This is a genomic window from Mesorhizobium hawassense (assembly GCF_003289945.1).
Lineage (GTDB): Bacteria > Pseudomonadota > Alphaproteobacteria > Rhizobiales > Rhizobiaceae > Mesorhizobium > Mesorhizobium hawassense.
Map to the genome: position 1 here is coordinate 55536 of NZ_QMBP01000007.1, position 14578 is coordinate 70113.

General features: G+C 63.3%; 19 protein-coding genes. 10 read left to right on the plus strand and 9 right to left on the minus strand.

The genetic code is table 11. The features are described from left to right. Positions 1 to 9: 9 nt before the first annotated feature. From DPM33_RS16090 to coaD, 3 genes are read right to left on the minus strand one after another with little or no spacing between them, the layout of a single operon-like run. On the minus strand, positions 10 to 522 hold the full coding sequence (locus DPM33_RS16090; protein WP_112098436.1) for a peptidylprolyl isomerase: 513 nt from the start codon (positions 520 to 522) through the stop codon (positions 10 to 12). Positions 523 to 553: 31 nt separating this feature from the next. Beyond that, entirely contained in the window at positions 554 to 1144 is a 591-nt protein-coding gene (locus DPM33_RS16095) for a peptidylprolyl isomerase (protein ID WP_112098437.1), read from the minus strand. Positions 1145 to 1162: 18 nt separating this feature from the next. Further along, positions 1163 to 1663, minus strand: coding sequence for a pantetheine-phosphate adenylyltransferase (coaD, locus tag DPM33_RS16100; protein WP_112098438.1), 501 nt, complete (start codon positions 1661 to 1663; stop codon positions 1163 to 1165). A gap of 207 nt (positions 1664 to 1870) precedes the next feature. Between coaD and DPM33_RS36270 the strand changes: the two genes are divergently transcribed. Continuing rightward, positions 1871 to 2023: a hypothetical protein gene (locus DPM33_RS36270; RefSeq protein ID WP_167449094.1), complete on the plus strand. Its 153-nt coding sequence runs from the start codon at positions 1871 to 1873 to the stop codon at positions 2021 to 2023. Positions 2024 to 2073: 50 nt separating this feature from the next. On the opposite strand, the gene gyrA is transcribed toward DPM33_RS36270, so the two are convergent. Next, positions 2074 to 4866 (minus strand): DNA gyrase subunit A, encoded by a 2793-nt coding sequence (gene gyrA / locus DPM33_RS16105; RefSeq protein WP_112098439.1) that lies wholly within the window; start codon positions 4864 to 4866, stop codon positions 2074 to 2076. A 173-nt stretch (positions 4867 to 5039) separates the two neighbouring features. On the opposite strand from gyrA, the gene DPM33_RS16110 reads away from it, so the two are divergent. Then, complete coding sequence (locus DPM33_RS16110) at positions 5040 to 6770, plus strand: SulP family inorganic anion transporter (RefSeq protein WP_112098440.1); 1731 nt, start codon at positions 5040 to 5042, stop codon at positions 6768 to 6770. Then, complete coding sequence (locus DPM33_RS16115; protein ID WP_112098441.1) at positions 6767 to 7390, plus strand: ParB-like protein; 624 nt, start codon at positions 6767 to 6769, stop codon at positions 7388 to 7390. Before DPM33_RS16110 ends, DPM33_RS16115 begins: the two co-directional genes overlap by 4 nt. 31 nt (positions 7391 to 7421) lie before the next feature. On the opposite strand, the gene DPM33_RS16120 is transcribed toward DPM33_RS16115, so the two are convergent. Further along, the gene (locus DPM33_RS16120; RefSeq protein ID WP_112098442.1) at positions 7422 to 8240 is read right to left on the minus strand and encodes an AraC family transcriptional regulator; all 819 of its coding nucleotides are present in this window, start codon (positions 8238 to 8240) and stop codon (positions 7422 to 7424) included. An 86-nt stretch (positions 8241 to 8326) separates the two neighbouring features. On the opposite strand from DPM33_RS16120, the gene DPM33_RS16125 reads away from it, so the two are divergent. The 3 genes from DPM33_RS16125 (at position 8327) to DPM33_RS16135 (ending at position 9990) form a co-directional block, all read left to right on the plus strand. Then, positions 8327 to 8857, plus strand: a complete 531-nt coding sequence (locus tag DPM33_RS16125) for a hypothetical protein (RefSeq protein ID WP_112098443.1) — start codon at positions 8327 to 8329, stop codon at positions 8855 to 8857. A 32-nt stretch (positions 8858 to 8889) separates the two neighbouring features. Then, on the plus strand, positions 8890 to 9267 hold the full coding sequence (locus tag DPM33_RS16130) for a VOC family protein (RefSeq protein WP_112098444.1): 378 nt from the start codon (positions 8890 to 8892) through the stop codon (positions 9265 to 9267). A gap of 93 nt (positions 9268 to 9360) precedes the next feature. After that, on the plus strand, positions 9361 to 9990 hold the full coding sequence (locus tag DPM33_RS16135) for a MarC family protein (protein WP_112098445.1): 630 nt from the start codon (positions 9361 to 9363) through the stop codon (positions 9988 to 9990). 112 nt (positions 9991 to 10102) lie between these two features. On the opposite strand, the gene DPM33_RS16140 is transcribed toward DPM33_RS16135, so the two are convergent. From DPM33_RS16140 to DPM33_RS16155, 4 genes are all read right to left on the minus strand, one after another. Next, the gene (locus DPM33_RS16140; RefSeq protein WP_112098446.1) at positions 10103 to 10618 is read right to left on the minus strand and encodes a hypothetical protein; all 516 of its coding nucleotides are present in this window, start codon (positions 10616 to 10618) and stop codon (positions 10103 to 10105) included. 132 nt (positions 10619 to 10750) lie between these two features. Then, complete coding sequence (locus DPM33_RS16145) at positions 10751 to 11176, minus strand: OsmC family protein (RefSeq protein WP_112098447.1); 426 nt, start codon at positions 11174 to 11176, stop codon at positions 10751 to 10753. A gap of 240 nt (positions 11177 to 11416) precedes the next feature. Continuing rightward, entirely contained in the window at positions 11417 to 11815 is a 399-nt protein-coding gene (locus DPM33_RS16150) for a DUF2306 domain-containing protein (protein WP_112098448.1), read from the minus strand. Between the two features lie 25 nt (positions 11816 to 11840). Further along, positions 11841 to 12365 carry a single-stranded DNA-binding protein gene (locus DPM33_RS16155; RefSeq protein WP_112098449.1) on the minus strand — a complete coding sequence of 175 codons (525 nt, stop codon included), beginning with the start codon at positions 12363 to 12365 and terminating at the stop codon, positions 11841 to 11843. Between the two features lie 236 nt (positions 12366 to 12601). Between DPM33_RS16155 and DPM33_RS16160 the strand changes: the two genes are divergently transcribed. The 4 genes from DPM33_RS16160 to DPM33_RS16175 all read left to right on the plus strand — a co-directional run bounded on the left by DPM33_RS16160 (position 12602) and on the right by DPM33_RS16175 (position 14371). Then, on the plus strand, positions 12602 to 12916 hold the full coding sequence (locus DPM33_RS16160) for an ArsR/SmtB family transcription factor (RefSeq protein ID WP_112098450.1): 315 nt from the start codon (positions 12602 to 12604) through the stop codon (positions 12914 to 12916). Then, positions 12913 to 13386: an SRPBCC family protein gene (locus tag DPM33_RS16165; RefSeq protein ID WP_112098451.1), complete on the plus strand. Its 474-nt coding sequence runs from the start codon at positions 12913 to 12915 to the stop codon at positions 13384 to 13386. The genes DPM33_RS16160 and DPM33_RS16165 overlap by 4 nt, the downstream gene beginning before the upstream one ends. Positions 13387 to 13410: 24 nt before the next feature. Beyond that, positions 13411 to 14013: an ATP-dependent Clp protease proteolytic subunit gene (locus DPM33_RS16170; protein WP_112098452.1), complete on the plus strand. Its 603-nt coding sequence runs from the start codon at positions 13411 to 13413 to the stop codon at positions 14011 to 14013. Between the two features lie 76 nt (positions 14014 to 14089). Next, complete coding sequence (locus tag DPM33_RS16175) at positions 14090 to 14371, plus strand: hypothetical protein (protein WP_112098453.1); 282 nt, start codon at positions 14090 to 14092, stop codon at positions 14369 to 14371. Positions 14372 to 14578 lie beyond the last annotated feature (207 nt).

A 14578-nucleotide genomic window follows, 5' to 3' on the forward strand; every position in this document is an offset into this window, starting at 1 on the left:
CGTTTGCCTTTACTTGACGTCGGCCGCGACCTTCAGCGACACGATCTTGTCGGGATCCTGCACCGGCTCGCCGCGCTTGATCTTGTCGACATTGTCCATGCCTTCGATGACCTGGCCCCAGACGGTGTACTGGCGGTTGAGGAAGGCAGCGTCGTCGAAGCAGATGAAGAACTGCGAGTTCGCCGAGTTCGGGTTCTGCGCGCGCGCCATCGAGCAGGCGCCGCGGCCGTGATTGGCGTTGGAGAACTCGGCCTTCAGGTCCGGCTTGTCGGAACCGCCCATGCCGGCGCGGGACGGAGCATAGGTCGGCTTCGACGAATTGCCGAACTTGACGTCGCCGGTCTGCGCCATGAAGCCGTCGATGACGCGGTGGAACACCACGCCGTCATAGGCGCCTTCCCGCGCCAGCTCCTTGATGCGGGCGACGTGGCCCGGCGCCAGTTCGGGATACATATCGATGACGACCTGGCCCTTGGTCGTTTCCATGATGAGCGCGTTCTCGCGATCCTTGATCTCAGCCATGTCAGAAATCCTTTTTGAGAATTGAGGGGTGTTATTTGCCGTCGGCGGCGATACGAACCTTGATCATGCTGTCAGGGTCGGTGACGGTCCCGTTGTCGGCCTCGTCGCCTTTCTTGATCTTGTCGACGAGGTCCATGCCGCCGACCACCTTGCCGACGATGGTATATTGGCCGTCGAGATTCGGCGCCGGCGCGAACATGATGAAGAACTGGGAGTTGGCCGAGTTCGGATCCTGCGAACGGGCCATGCCGACCACACCGCGGGTGAACTGCTCGCTCTGCGAGAATTCGGCCGGCAGGTCGGGCAGGTCGGAACCGCCGGTGCCGACGGCCTCGGGGTTGAAACCCTTCTTCGTGTTGCCGAACTTGACGTCGCCGGTCTGCGCCATGAAGCCGTCGATGACGCGGTGGAAGGCGACGTTGTCATAGGCGCCGTCACGCACCAGCTTCTTGATCTGCGCGACGTGCTTGGGCGCCAGATCGGGACGCAGCGCGATGGTCACGTCGCCATCCTTCAGCGTGATGATCATGGTGTTTTCCTTGTCGGCGGCGACCGCCGGCAGGGATGCCGCGAAAAGGCCGGCAAGCACGACAAGGAACGAAGCGAGCTTCTTCAGCTGCATGGGTATCTCCGGGAAAGCCTATTTGGTGAACTTGACGGTGAGCGCGCCGGCAACGGCCGCCGGCACGAATGGGCGGATGTCGCCGCCCATCGACGCAATCTGGCGCACGAGTGTGGCGGTAATGGTGCGCACCGAAGGGCTGGCGGGGAGAAAAACCGTCTGCAGTTCCGGAGCCATCGTCTCGTTCATGCCGGCCATCTGCATCTCGTAGTCGAGATCGGTGCCGTCGCGCAGGCCGCGGATGATGATCGAGGCGCCGTGTTTGCGGGCCGCGTCGATGACCAGCCCGTCGAAGGAAACGACCTTGATGCGGCCGGCGTCACGGCCAAACTCGGCCTTGGTCGCGGCCTCGATCAGCGTCACGCGTTCCTCGAAGGAAAACAATGGCTTCTTGCCCGGGTGAATGCCGATCGCCGCATAGACGGTATCGGCCACCGCCAGCGAGGCTTTCAGCACATCGAGATGGCCGTTGGTCAGCGGGTCGAAGGACCCGGCGTAAAGGGCGGTGCGTTCGGTCATGGCAGGCTTCTAGAGCAATTCCAGGAAAAGTGTGAGCGGTTTTCCGTGCACAACTGCGCAAAAAATCCGCGTTTGAACCTTTTCGGCGCCGTGAACGACAGATGAATGCAACGATCACGAACGCTTCACGCAGCGTTCACTAGGTTGCACTTCAAGGGATGAAACCAAATCCCCATGTTTTCGTTGTAAGCGCAGGAGAACACGCAAATGCTGATCTACATGCTTGCCACTGCAATGACCATCGTGATGCTGATCGCGACTGCATTCGGGTTGCATCAGGAAGCAGCAAAGGTTCGCGTCAAGGCCAACACCAGGCGGATCGATCCTTTCGTCGTCCGCAAACCTTACCGCCGATTCTGATCTCCAGTAACGAAGCACCGGCCCATAGGCCGGCGCTGGGCAGCGAGAGCCTATTCCTGGCTTTCCTGGGTTCCGTCTTCGGTTCCAGTCTCGCCTGACGATACTTCTTCGGTCTCCTCGTCCGACTGCGGTTCCGAAATCCGCTCGACAGACACGACCTTCTCGCCTTCAGCCGTGTTGAAGATCGTCACGCCCTTGGTGGCGCGGCTGGCGAAGCGTATGCCTTCGACCGGCACGCGGATGACCGTACCGCCGTCCGAAACCAGCATGATCTGATCATCATTGCCGACCGGGAAGGTCGCGACCAGCCGGCCGATCTCGGCCACTTTCGACACGTCGGTGGCCCGGATGCCCTTGCCGCCGCGTCCCGTCAGGCGGAAATCGTAGGACGACGAACGCTTGCCATAGCCATATTCGGTCACCGTCAGCACGAGCTGCTCATGCGCCTTGAGGAACTCGTAGCGTTCTTCGGAGAGTTCGGCTTCCTCGCCGACCTCTTCGTTGGTGAGCGCGATCTCCTCCTCGTCGCCGGTGGCGCCGGCGGCCATCCGGCGCTCGGCCGCGGCGCGCTTCAGATAGGCGGCGCGCTCGGCGGGCGACGCATCGACGTTCTCGATCACCGACATCGAGATGATGCGATCGGTCTCGGCCATGGTTATGCCGCGCACGCCGACGGAATTGCGGCTCTGGAAGACGCGCACGTCGGAGACCGGGAAGCGGATGCACTGGCCCGAATTCGCCGTCAGCAGCACGTCGTCATTGTCGGTGCAGGTCTCGACGCCGAGGATCTCGTCGCCCTCTTCCTCCAGCTTCATGGCGATCTTGCCGTTGCGGTTGACCTGGACGAAGTCGGACAGCTTGTTGCGACGCACGGTGCCGCGCGTGGTGGCGAACATGACGTCGAGCTCGCCCCAGTTGGTCTCGTCCTCGGGCAGCGGCATGATCGTGGTGATGCGCTCGCCTTGCTCGAGCGGCAGCATGTTGATCAGGGCCTTGCCGCGCGATTGCGGGTTGCCGATCGGCAGCCGCCAGACCTTTTCCTTGTATACGATGCCGCGCGAGGAGAAGAACAGCACTGGCGTGTGCGTGTTGGCGACGAACAGCCGAGTGACGAAATCCTCTTCCTTGGTCGACATGCCGGAGCGACCCTTGCCGCCGCGGCGCTGCGCCCGGTAGAGCGACAGCGGCACGCGCTTGATGTAACCGGAGTGGCTGACAGTGACGACCATGTCCTCGCGCTGGATCAGGTCCTCGTCTTCCATATCCGAGCCGCCGTCGGAGAGCTCGGTGCGGCGCGGCGTGCCGAACTCGTCGCGGACCGCGATCAGCTCGTCCTTGACGATCTGCTGGATGCGCGCACGCGACGACAAAATATCAAGATAATCAACGATTTCGGCGCCGATCTGATTCAGCTCGTCGGCGATCTCGTCGCGGCCGAGCGCGGTCAGGCGCTGCAGGCGCAGTTCAAGGATGGCGCGAGCCTGCTCCTCGGAGAGATTGTAGGTCCCGTCCTCGTTGATGCGATGACGCGGATCGTCGATCAGCTCGATCAGCGGCGCGACGTCGTGCGACGGCCAGCGCCGTTCCATCAACTGCTCGCGCGCCGTCTGCGGATCGGGCGCGGTGCGGATCAGCTTGATCACCTCGTCGATGTTGGCGACGGCGATCGCCAGACCGACCAAAACGTGGGCCCGCTCGCGCGCCTTGCGCAGCAGGTACTTCGTGCGGCGGCTGACGACTTCCTCACGGAAGCCGACAAAGGCCTTGAGCATGTCGATCAGCGTCAGCACTTCCGGCTTGCCGCCGTTGAGCGCTACCATGTTGGCGCCGAACGACGTCTGCAGCGGCGTGAAGCGATAGAGCTGGTTGAGGACGACGTCGGCCACGGCGTCCCGCTTCAACTCGATCACGACGCGGTAGCCCTGGCGGTCGCTCTCGTCGCGGATATCGGAAATGCCCTCGATGCGCTTGTCGCGCACCAGCTCGGCCATCTTCTCGATCATCGAGGCCTTGTTCACCTGATAGGGAATCTCGGTGACGACGATCGATTCACGGTCGTTGCCGCGCTGTTCGACGTCGACGCGTCCGCGCATGACGATAGACCCGCGGCCCGTCGAATAGGCGTTGTAGATGCCGGACCTGCCAAGCACGATGCCGCCAGTCGGGAAATCCGGGCCGGGCACGATCTCCATCAATGCCGTCAGGTCGATCGCCGGATTGTCGATGAGGGCGATGGCGCCGTTGCAGACTTCGCTGAGATTGTGCGGCGGGATGTTGGTCGCCATGCCGACGGCGATGCCGCCGGAGCCGTTGACCAGAAGGTTCGGGAAACGCGCCGGCAGCACCTTGGGCTCGCTGCCAGAAGCGTCGTAAGTGTCCTGGAAATCGACGGTTTCCTTGTCGATGTCCTCCAAGAGCTCATGCGCGACCTTGGTGAGCCTGGACTCGGTGTAGCGCATCGCCGCCGGCGGATCGCCGTCGATCGAGCCGAAATTGCCCTGACCGTCGATCAGCGGCACGCGCAGTGACCAGTCCTGCGCCATGCGCACCAAAGCGTCATAGATCGAGGCGTCGCCATGCGGATGGTATTTACCCATCACGTCGGCGACCGGGCGCGCCGACTTCACATATTTGCGGTTCCAGTGGTAGCCGCTCTCATGCGAGGCATAGAGGATGCGGCGATGCACTGGCTTCAGGCCGTCGCGCACATCGGGCAGCGCGCGACTGACGATCACGCTCATGGCGTAATCGAGATAGGAGCGCTGCATCTCCTCGATGATCGAAATCGGCTCGATGCCGGTGGGGCCGCCCTCCGGCCCGCGCGGTGTCTTCTGGTCGGTCAAATCAGGTCACAATCCAGTCGGGAATCACTGCATGCTTATATAGGAAGGCTCGCCGAAACTCCAATGTCGGCCGGACTTTTCCAGAGACAATTTTGGTGGTAATTTCAAATGGATACCGCTGATTGCGACGATATGGCCACGGTCGTTTTGCTCGCCATGCGGCAAGGTCGGTCATGGATCAGGCAAAAACCGCGGGCGCAACGAACCTGGCCTCATGGCTGCCTTTGCGGGCGCTAAGCGGTTGGAGCGCAAAGGACCTCAACGGCGACCTGGCGGCCGGCATCACGCTGGCGGCGATCGCCATTCCCGAACAGATGGCGACGGCGCGCCTCGGCGGCTTCGCCCCGGAGATCGGCTTCTTTGCCTTCGTCGCCGGATCGGTGGCCTTCGCGCTATTCGGCGCTAATCGCCATTTGTCGGCCGGCGCGGATTCGACGATCACGCCGCTGTTCGCCGGCAGTCTGGCGTTGATCGCCACCGCCGGCTCGCCGCATTATCTGGCGCTGGCGGCCATGCTGGCGCTGATGGTAGGCCTGCTGGTGGGGCTCAGCGGAATTTTCCGCCTCGGCTGGATTGCCGACCTCCTGTCCGTGCCGGTGACGACCGGTTTTCTCGCCGGCATCTCCGTCCATATCATCGTCTCGCAACTGCCTTCTTTGCTCGGCCTGCCGCCGGAAAGCGGTGAGACGGTGCGGCGCATCGGCGAGATCGCCGCCGATCTGCACCTTACCAATCCGTGGAGCCTGGCGCTCGGGTTCGGCGTCTTCGCCATCGTCTTCGTCTCGGAGCATATTAGCGCCCGAATCCCGGCGGCGCTGATCGGCATGGTTCTGGCGACGCTTGCAGTCATCGCCTTCGACTTGAAGAACCGGGGCGTCGAAGTGCTCGGCGCCCTGCCAAACGGCTTGCCGGCGCCCGGCATGCCGACCGCCGACTTCCGGGACGCGCAGGCCCTCGTCCCGCTCGCGTTGCTGATCGCCATCGTCGTCATGGTGCAGACGGCGGCCACCAGCCGCTCCTTTACGCCGCAGGACGCAGAAGCGCCCGACGTCAACCGCGATTTCGTCGGCGTCGGCGCGGGCAGCATCGTGGCCGGGCTGTTCGGCGCCTTTGCCGTGAATGCCAGCCCGCCGCGCACGGCCATCGTCGCCCAGACCGGCGGTCGCTCGCAGCTTTCGGGCCTGATCGCGGCGGCCATCGTGCTGGTGCTGGGTGTTTTCGGCGGCCGCTTGCTCGCCAACGTGCCGCAGGCCGCGCTTGCCGGCGTGCTGATGTTCGTGGCCCAGCATATTCTGCGCTGGCAGGTCTTCGCCAAGGTCTATCGCCAGGCGCCGGTCGAGTTCGCGCTGATCCTCATCACCATGATCGCGATCGTCGTCCTGCCGATCGAAACCGGCGTTGCGATCGGCATCGGCCTGTCGCTGCTCTACGGCATCTGGGGCTCGACACACACGGAGCCGATCGAGCTGGCGCAGGTGCCGGGCACGTCGGTCTGGTGGCCGCCGAGCAATTCCATCGCAGGCGAGCAGCATCCCGGCGTGCTGGTGGCGGCCTTCCAGGCACCGCTTTCCTTCGTCAATGCCGACCGTTTCAAGCGTGGTCTCACCGACCTGATCGACGCCAGGAGCGAGGATGTGAAACTGGTGGTGCTGGAGGCCAGCAACATCGTCGAGATCGACTATACCGCCGCCCAGACGCTGATCGACATCATCCGCCATTGTCGTGACAAAGGCGCGGTCTTTGCTATCGCGCGCATGGAATCGCTGCGCGCCCAGGCGGCGCTGCAGCGGTTCGGCATCGCCGAAATTGTTGGCACGCAGCGGATATTCCACAGCGTCGACGCGGCGATCAAAGCACTTGGTCCGGGGAAACCACAGCAGCAAGAACAGGATGGCGTGCCATGATCGATCCCCGAGAACCCATTGTGACCCCGGTCCCCGTCGAGGAATTGAGGCCGACCCAGATAACGGTCGGCATGCGGGAGGTTGCGTTGAAGCGCCAGATGATCCGGGCGCAGGACGCCAAGAAGAAGACCGGCACCTTTCTCGGCAAGCACATGGTGCCGGTGGTGCTCGGCCCCAAGAACCGCAACTACGTCACCGATCACCACCATCTCGCCCGCGCCCTGCTCGAGGAGGGCGTCAAGGACGTGCTCGTCACCGTGATCAGCGACCTGTCCGCGCTCGACAAGGACGCGTTTCTTTTCGTGCTCGACAATCGCGGCTGGATGCACCCGTTCGACGAGAACGGCCGGCGCCGCGATTACTCGGCGATCCCGAAGACCATCGGCGAATTGGTCGATGATCCGTACCGCAGCGTGGCGGGCGAACTGCGCCGGCTGGGCGGTTACGCCAAGGACACGACGCCGTTCAGCGAATTCATCTGGGCGGACTTCCTGCGCCGGCGCATCGATCGGAGCGCGGTTGAGAAGAATTTCGACAAGGCGATGAAAGATGCCCTGACGCTCGCCAGGAGCAAGGACGCGGACTATCTGCCCGGCTGGTGCGGGCCGACGGACGATTGACGACGCGTCCGACAGGCACCAGCGGACACTATTAGCCAGCGCGGCGGGCGCGGTAAGCGCCGGGAGCTTGCCCCATCTCGCGCCGGAACCGGCGGTTGAAGGTCGACAGGTCGTTGAAGCCGGCGTCGAAGGCGATCGTCGAGATCGCCGTGTCGGAACTGCGCAGTCGCACCGCCGCCCGGTGCAGCCTTGTCCTGAGCAGCAACTGGTAGGGCGTCATGCCGGCAACCTGCCGGAAAACGCGCAGGAAATGGTACGGACTGGTCGCCGTTCCGTCGGCAAGCTCGGTCAGTGATAGTGGCCGTTCGGCGTTGAGCTCGATCAGGCGCACCGCCTCCGCGACGCGTTTCTGGTCGCGGCGGCTGGGCGTCCGGACGACCGCGGAAGAACCGGCCGCGACCACCGCGCCGGCAATGCGCAGGCCGAGTTCCTCGAACGCCTCATTGTCGCCCCTTTCCCGCGCGGCCTCCACCTCGGCCAGCAGCGGCGCCAGCGCCGGCACGGGCGGCAGGCTCGGACCGGCGAAGCCGAGCCGCTTCGCACCCGGCAGCTCGATCACTACGCGTTCCAGATAGGCCGATGAAAAATGGAAGGAGAGGCAGCGGTCGCCGGCGCCGTGCTCATGCCCGCATTCGTAGCAGGCGCCGGGGTTGCCGAGCAAAATGGCGCCGGGCGTCAGCATTGCCGTGCCTTGCCGGGTGCGATAGCGGAACGTGCCTCTGGTCACGGCGGCAACGCAGAAGCCGCGATGCTCCTCCTCGAACGGCTTGTCGCCGTCGGCGGCCGTGCACACGACGTCGGACACATGCCAGCCAAGCCCGGACGCCAGAGTTTTCTGCGCGGTGGTCATGGCCCGAAAAATAGCAATTTTTCCCAAGCGATGAACCCTGCCATGTCCCTATTGCTCACCTTCTCCTGACAAACGAGGCAGCAGCAATGACCGATCCCTTCATCGAGGCCCTGAACAGCGATGGCCCCAATCCGGACCTTGCAGAAAGGCTGAAGCTCTATGGCCGCTTCATTGGCGCCTGGACATTCGACGCCACGCGCATTCTCGAAGATGGCACCAGGCTCGAGGGGCGTGGTGAGGTGCACTTCGGCTGGGTTCTCGAAGGCAGGGCCGTGCAGGATGTCTGGATCCTGCCCGCGCGCGACGCGGGTCCCTCCCCGTCGCTGGGGCCATGGACCTTCTACGGCACCACTTTGCGCGTCTACGATCCAGGTGAGGACGCCTGGCACATCTTCTGGAGCGATCCGCGCAACCAGTATTACAGCCGGCAACTCGGCCGCGCCGAGGACGACACGATCGTCCAGGTCGGCGCCGACGGCACCGGCGCGTCCGTGCGCTGGAGCTTTTCACGCATCACGGAAAACTCGTTCCGCTGGCTCGGCGAGCGCTCGCATGACGGCGGCGCGACCTGGCGCATGGAGGTCGAGTTCCTGGCCCGACGCGCTACACCAGCCTGATCGACCAACCAGTTGCAATCATGGAGAAAACAATGCTCGACCATGTCTCGATCGGTGTTCGTGATGCCGGCGCATCGCAACGCTTCTACGACGCGGCGCTGAAGCCGCTCGGCTATTCCTGCCTCAGCCAGTCGCCCGGCTCTCTCGGCTACGGCGCTCAAGCCGTCCAGCTTTGGGTTAATGACGCTGGCCGGCCGGTGCCCGCCGATGCGGACTCCGGCTTGCACTTCTGTTTCTCGGCACCGACGCGAGCCAGTGTCGACGCCTTCCATGCCGCGGCATTGCGTGAGGGCGGCAAAGACAACGGCCAGCCCGGCCTGCGCGCCGCCTATGGCGACAATTACTACGCCGCGTTCGTCATCGACCCGGATGGCTACCGGTTGGAAGCCTATTGCAGCAAAGCCCAATAGCCGGCTGATTTCCCTTCCCGCCTGTTTCCAGCGCCCGGGCTTTGCTCTACCAATTGCAGAACCTGGGCTTCGCCCGGCGGGAGGGGACCAGCGATGCCGAGCTTCGACAGCCTGTTCAATGCCTTCGTCACCATACTGGTGACCATCGACCCGCCCGGCCTGGCGCCGCTCTTCCTCGCCGTGACGCGCGGCATGAACCGCGAGGAGCGCCAGCAGGTCTCGGTGCGCGCTTCGATCATCGGTTTCCTGGTGATGGCGCTGTTCGCGGTTGCCGGCGCCTCGATCCTGTCGGTGTTCGGCATCACGCTGCCGGCCTTCCGCGTCGCTGGCGGCTTCCTGTTGTTCTTCATCGCCTTCGAAATGGTGTTCGAGCGCCGCCAGGACCGCAAGGAAAAGATCGGCGACGTCGCCATCACCAAGGACATGATCCACAACATCGCCGCCTTCCCGCTGGCGATCCCGCTGATCGCCGGCCCCGGCGCGATCTCGGCCACCGTGCTGCTCTCGGGACACTTCGAGGGTTTTGCCGCTCAGGCAGCCCTGGTCGGCATCATCTTCCTGTGCCTCGTCATCACCTATCTGGTGTTCGTGCTGTCGGAACGCATCGACCGTATCCTCGGCCAGACCGGCCGCTCGATCCTGACCCGATTGCTCGGTGTGATCCTTGCGGCGCTTGCGGTGCAATTCGTCGCCGACGGCGTCAGGGCGCTGATGGCCGCATAGGACGTAGACTCACCACTGCGTGTCCAAATGCGGACGGCTACAAGCTTGAGGACGGCTAGGTAGTTTTCCGCCCATGCCAACGGCGAAGCAGCTTGGGCGGCCGAAGGAAAGTCTAGTTGAATTCTAGCCTGTTGATTTTGGTGATCAAATCGCTGTCCAAATTCAGTATGGCCTCGGCGACATCGATATGACCTTTAGCGACGGCCTGCGCAGCCATTGCCGACAAAAGCATGGATTGATCCCAAGTATCATTTCGATGAAGGCTCACGGCCTCGCCAAGGCTCGCCAGAGCGCGGTGATAGTCGTCGGCGCATTCGGTAGGGATTTCGGGCCCTCGGCCCGTTCTCCGTGCGACTTCTATTGCTGCAGGTAGCTGAAAGAATGAAAAATCGATGGGGGTTCGCGTGTCGGCTGCGATTTTCACGATGCGCGGAACAGCTGCATAAGAGGCTGTATAAACGTCACCTTGGTGGCAAAGGCTCGACCAGAGGCTATACCACGGCTCGTCCTGATAGCCTTTCTTAGGGCTGGTGGCAGAGCGCAGCTCCCGCAGCAGCCCCGGAACGTTCGCTGCGCGGCCGTATGCATCCTGCAGTTGGTTCCATCGGCGGTCTTCAAGTGAGAGCATCGGGGTCTCCTACCTTCCAGAGCCTCACGATCAAACACTCCACTGCCATCGCTTCCGCTAGCGGTCCACAATTTATGAGTCTCGGCCTAGTTCAGCGGGCAGCGAGCAACCCACCCATACTGCCCCACTGCCCTATTTCACCGCCGTTTCGACCACCTCGAAATCATGCGTGAGCGTCGCCGTCTTCGCCATCATCGCCGACGCCGAGCAATATTTCTCGATCGACAGGTCGATCGCTCGTCTGACCTTGTCGTGCGACAGGGCACGGCCTTTGACGATGAAATGCATGTGGATGCGGGTGAACACTTTTGGGTCGGTTTCGGCCCGGTCGGCGTCGAGTTCGACCACGCAATCCTCGACCGCCTCGCGACCCTTCTCGAGGATGTGCACCACGTCATAGGCCGAGCAGCCGCCGGTGCCGATCAGCACCAGCTCCATCGGGCTCGGACCCGGTGTCTTGCCGTCCGGCCCATGCGCGGTGCCCAGCACGACCTTATGGCCACTGCCGGATTCACCGACGAAGGTGCGTTCCTCAACCCATTTGACGCGTGCTTTCACGATAATCTTCCTTGAGAAATTCCTGTCCGCGCCAAGGCGTGTTGAGATTCAGGTCAGGCCGCGCCGAAAATGATGGCTTCCGAGAACCGGCCTACGCCGGCCGTAGCCTTCATAGAGCGGACACGCTTATGAGGGCTTCGGCCGGCGAAGGCCGGAGCGGAGCGTACTTGAAGTACGTGAGCACCGGAAGCGCAGGAGGCCGCCATTTGCAGGCCGGCCTCACCTGAATATCAACACGCCTTACTGGCCGAACACCACGCCGTGCATGATCCGGCCGGGCAGCAGCGTGAAGATGCCGGCGCCGATCAGCGCGAACAGATAGAGTTTTATCATGACGCTGCGATGCGCCGCCACCTTGTGCATATGCGCATACCACGCCGCCAGCGGCGCCGTCACCAGCACCAGGATCGACAACAGATGGATCGGGCTGAACGGACCGACGAGCCGGATCTGCTGGATCCAGAAGCTCGAAATGGCGATGACCAGCATCAGCGCCACCCAGGCATAGCCCAGCACACGATGACGCATCGTGCCTTTCGGCAGCGCCAGCTGGGCGCCGCCGATGGCTAAAGCGGCAAAGGCCGCGAAGGCATGCCACGGAATGGGAGGAGGCGCCGACAGCAGCGGTCCGAGCGACACGGCGCCTTCCCCTCAAACGATCAGCTTAGAACGGGATCTCGTCGTCCAGCTCGCGCGACGAGCCGCCGCCACCGCCGCCCCTGGAACCACCCCCGCCGCCGCGGCTGAAACCTTCGTTCGGGCCGGACTGGCCGAAATCCGAGCCGCGGCTGCTGCCGCCGCCGGAATAATTGCCGACCTGGCCGCCGCCGCCCTCGCCGCGCGCGTCGAGCATCTGCAATTCGCCGCGGAATTTCTGCAGCACGACTTCCGTCGTGTATTTGTCGGCACCGGTCTGGTCCTGCCATTTACGGGTCTGCAGCTGGCCCTCGACATAGACCTTCATGCCCTTCTTCAGATACTGCTCCGCCACCTTGGCGAGCTGGTCGTTGAAGATGACGACATTGTGCCACTCGGTCTTTTCCTTGCGCTCGCCCGAGTTCTTGTCGCGCCAGCTTTCCGACGTGGCGATGCGGATGTTGACGACCGGATCACCGGAATTCAGGCGGCGGATTTCAGGATCCGCCCCGAGATTGCCGACCAGAATGACCTTGTTGACGCTACCCGCCATCGTACTTCTCCGCGCTCATCCGAAACAAATTCTAAGTCGCTCACCTTACAGCCTGCGGGCCTGCCATGCCTGCAAAGGCTGGCTTTTCCCACAAGGTTTTTGTTCTCTTTTCGTTCTAGGCATAACCGCCCTTTCTGTCAAGGAATGTCAGCAAAGGCCCCGCCTGAACGCATGTTTGGATATGGCGATCAAATAGCCGCTTGCCAAACCAATAAGTATCGACTTATGCTTTTACGATGATCGAAGCAGAGATTTTCCGCGCCCTCGCCGACCCGACACGTCGCGCCGTTTACGAGCGCCTGACCGCCAGCGAGATGACCGTGAGCGAGCTGCGCGCCGGCATCAGCGTGTCGCAGCCGGCGGTCTCGCAGCACCTTGCCGTGCTGCGCGGCGCCGGTCTGGTGGTCGAGCGGCGCGCCGGCCGCAACGCCTATTACCGCGCCGATCCGCAAGGGCTCGATCCGCTGCTCGGCTGGGTCGAACGCTACCGCGCCTTCTGGCCGGAACGCATCGAGAAGCTGAAGACCGTTCTGAAGGGAATGGACCAATGACCAGAGCAGAAAACCCGACGGCGCCCGAGGCGCTGAGCTTCGAATGCGACCTTGCCGATCCGCCGGAGAAAGTCTGGCGGGCGCTGACCGAGCCGGAGCTGCTCGCCGCCTGGCTGATGCCGAACGACATCAAGGCGAAAGCCGGCAGCCGCTTTGCCTTTGCCGGACCGGATGCGCCGATCGAATGCGAGGTGCTCGAGACCGAGCCCGGCAAGCTGTTGCGCTATTCCTGGCGTGAGCGGCCAGGCGCGACCGATGCGGACCGGCTTCCCGCTTTCGACAGCATCGTCACTTTCACGCTGGCACGCACCGCCTCGGGCGGCACCCATTTGCACATTGTCCATGACGGCTTCGTCCCGGTGGTGGAGCCCGTCTTCGCGGTGTCCGGAGCCGGCTGCGGACTCTCGCTTTATGCGCGTAAGACCACAATCGCGGCCAACGCGCCCTGCATGATGCTGCGCGCCGCCTGATTAGAAAAGACCGAGGAACCCGTCATGAGCATTGCCAATCTGGTGCCGATGGTCATCGAACAGTCGAGCCGCGGCGAACGCGCCTTCGACATCTTTTCGCGGCTGCTGCGCGAACGCATCGTCTTCATCAACGGGGAGATCAACGACAGCGTGTCGGCGCTGGTCTGCGCGCAGCTTCTGTCGCTGGAATCGGATCATCCGGACAAGGAGATCTCGCTCTACATCAACTCGCCGGGCGGCATGGTGACCAGCGGCTTCGCCATCTACGACACCATGCAATACATCTCCTGCCCGGTCTCGACGGTGTGCATGGGCTTCGCCGCGTCGATGGGATCTTTCCTGCTGATGGCCGGCACGCCGGGGCGGCGCATCGCGCTGCCCAACACACGGATCGTGCTGCACCAGCCGCTCGGCGGCTTCCAGGGGCAGGCTTCCGACATCCAACGCCACGCCGAGGACATCGTGCGCACCAAGCAGCACATGACCGAGCTCTATGCCCGGCATTGCGGCCGGACCTATGAAGAGGTCGAGCGCACACTCGACCGCGATTATTTCATGAGTGCCGCGGAAGCCAAGGAATGGGGTCTCGTCGACCACGTCTACGACACCCGCAAGAAGGCTGCCTGAGATCTCGGGCCGGACGCGCGGCAAGTTGATTGCCCCACGTCTGGCATCGCGGCGGCCGCGCCTTTATAGTTCGCGCATGACCAAGCCGCTGCAGACCAGACGTTGGTGTTTTGCCCTCGCCGCGCTTGCGGGGGCGCTGATGGCCGGCACCGCGCTTGCCGACGAAAGCTCGTCGCAGAAACTGCCCGGCGTCAGCGGCGACTACCGCATCGCCAAGCCCGCGCCGCAGCCCGAACCTGACGACGCGCTGGCCGCCGGCAGCGACGGCTCGTTCAAGATCGGCAATACCGATGTCAGGATCGGTGGCAGCATAACCATCGACATAGCGACGGGCGGAACTCGGATTCCGAACCACTGAGGGCGTTTCCGGCCCTGCCCATGAAGTGAAGCATGCCCCACAAAATGTAAGCCCCGTCCCTGCTTGGCAGATGGACGGGGCTTCATGGATCTGAAATCCAACTTTAGCCGGGAGTGGACTGCCGGCGTTCTGTTTCGGATGCACCGCGGCGTTCAGCCGACGATCCGACTACGGTCTCTGATTGTTGGGATTCGGCAAGTCACGGTT

What these genes read in the sequence shown, in the direction of transcription:
- DPM33_RS16090 (WP_112098436.1), bottom strand. Translation starts at nt 522, where the DNA reads ATGGCTGAGATCAAGGATCGCGAGAACGCGCTCATCATGGAAACGACC.
- DPM33_RS16095 (WP_112098437.1), bottom strand. Translation starts at nt 1,144, where the DNA reads ATGCAGCTGAAGAAGCTCGCTTCGTTCCTTGTCGTGCTTGCCGGCCTT.
- coaD (WP_112098438.1), bottom strand. Translation starts at nt 1,663, where the DNA reads ATGACCGAACGCACCGCCCTTTACGCCGGGTCCTTCGACCCGCTGACC.
- DPM33_RS36270 (WP_167449094.1), top strand. Translation starts at nt 1,871, where the DNA reads ATGCTGATCTACATGCTTGCCACTGCAATGACCATCGTGATGCTGATC.
- DPM33_RS16110 (WP_112098440.1), top strand. Translation starts at nt 5,040, where the DNA reads ATGGATCAGGCAAAAACCGCGGGCGCAACGAACCTGGCCTCATGGCTG.
- DPM33_RS16115 (WP_112098441.1), top strand. Translation starts at nt 6,767, where the DNA reads ATGATCGATCCCCGAGAACCCATTGTGACCCCGGTCCCCGTCGAGGAA.
- DPM33_RS16120 (WP_112098442.1), bottom strand. Translation starts at nt 8,240, where the DNA reads ATGACCACCGCGCAGAAAACTCTGGCGTCCGGGCTTGGCTGGCATGTG.
- DPM33_RS16125 (WP_112098443.1), top strand. Translation starts at nt 8,327, where the DNA reads ATGACCGATCCCTTCATCGAGGCCCTGAACAGCGATGGCCCCAATCCG.
- DPM33_RS16130 (WP_112098444.1), top strand. Translation starts at nt 8,890, where the DNA reads ATGCTCGACCATGTCTCGATCGGTGTTCGTGATGCCGGCGCATCGCAA.
- DPM33_RS16135 (WP_112098445.1), top strand. Translation starts at nt 9,361, where the DNA reads ATGCCGAGCTTCGACAGCCTGTTCAATGCCTTCGTCACCATACTGGTG.
- DPM33_RS16140 (WP_112098446.1), bottom strand. Translation starts at nt 10,618, where the DNA reads ATGCTCTCACTTGAAGACCGCCGATGGAACCAACTGCAGGATGCATAC.
- DPM33_RS16155 (WP_112098449.1), bottom strand. Translation starts at nt 12,365, where the DNA reads ATGGCGGGTAGCGTCAACAAGGTCATTCTGGTCGGCAATCTCGGGGCG.
- DPM33_RS16160 (WP_112098450.1), top strand. Translation starts at nt 12,602, where the DNA reads ATGATCGAAGCAGAGATTTTCCGCGCCCTCGCCGACCCGACACGTCGC.
- DPM33_RS16165 (WP_112098451.1), top strand. Translation starts at nt 12,913, where the DNA reads ATGACCAGAGCAGAAAACCCGACGGCGCCCGAGGCGCTGAGCTTCGAA.
- DPM33_RS16170 (WP_112098452.1), top strand. Translation starts at nt 13,411, where the DNA reads ATGAGCATTGCCAATCTGGTGCCGATGGTCATCGAACAGTCGAGCCGC.
- DPM33_RS16175 (WP_112098453.1), top strand. Translation starts at nt 14,090, where the DNA reads ATGACCAAGCCGCTGCAGACCAGACGTTGGTGTTTTGCCCTCGCCGCG.